A 596-nucleotide genomic window follows, 5' to 3' on the forward strand; every position below is an offset into this window, starting at 1 on the left:
TTGCGTAGACACTGGCCACGACCCTCAAACAACGAAAAGGTGCTGGCCAGCCCGACTGTGGCGAGACACCAAAACCATATCTCAACGAAAAAGCCCCGGTAAAAACCGGGGCTTTTGAGCATCTTGTCGTGAAATGCCTACATGCAGGCTTCCACGGCGCGTTTGGTCATGACCGACACAAGATGCGCCCGGTATTCCTTGCTGCCATGTAAATCAGCGATCATGTTGGCGGGGTTAATCCGAAGGTCCATCAAGGCGTCCGGGCGAAACTCCTTGTTCAGCGCCTGCTCGGCTTCGCTCCAACGGAAGACGCCATCCTCACTTGCCCCGGTCACCGCCACGCGCACGCCGTCCGTGAAACGGGCCAAATATACCCCAACAAGTGCAAACCGTGATGCTGGTTGCAGGAATTTTTGATAGCTTGCCGCCTGCGGAACCGGAAAGCGGATCGAGGTGATGATCTCTCCTTCATCCAGGGCTGTGGTGAACATGCCCTGAAAAAAGTCATCTGCCGCAATTTGACGCGCGTTGGTCACCACGGTTGCGCCCGATCCCAGCACACCCGCCGGATAGCAGGCAGCCGGGTCATTGTTCGC

At 57.0% G+C, this 596-nt stretch carries 1 protein-coding gene; it reads right to left on the minus strand.

What is annotated here, in order from left to right; genetic code table 11:
* Nucleotides 1-137: 137 nt before the first annotated feature.
* On the minus strand, nucleotides 138-596 hold a 459-nt coding region (locus tag ACR0IP_RS23390; protein WP_480528194.1), incomplete at its 5' end, for an FAD binding domain-containing protein.

The organism is Ruegeria sp. AL11 (assembly GCF_056540865.1).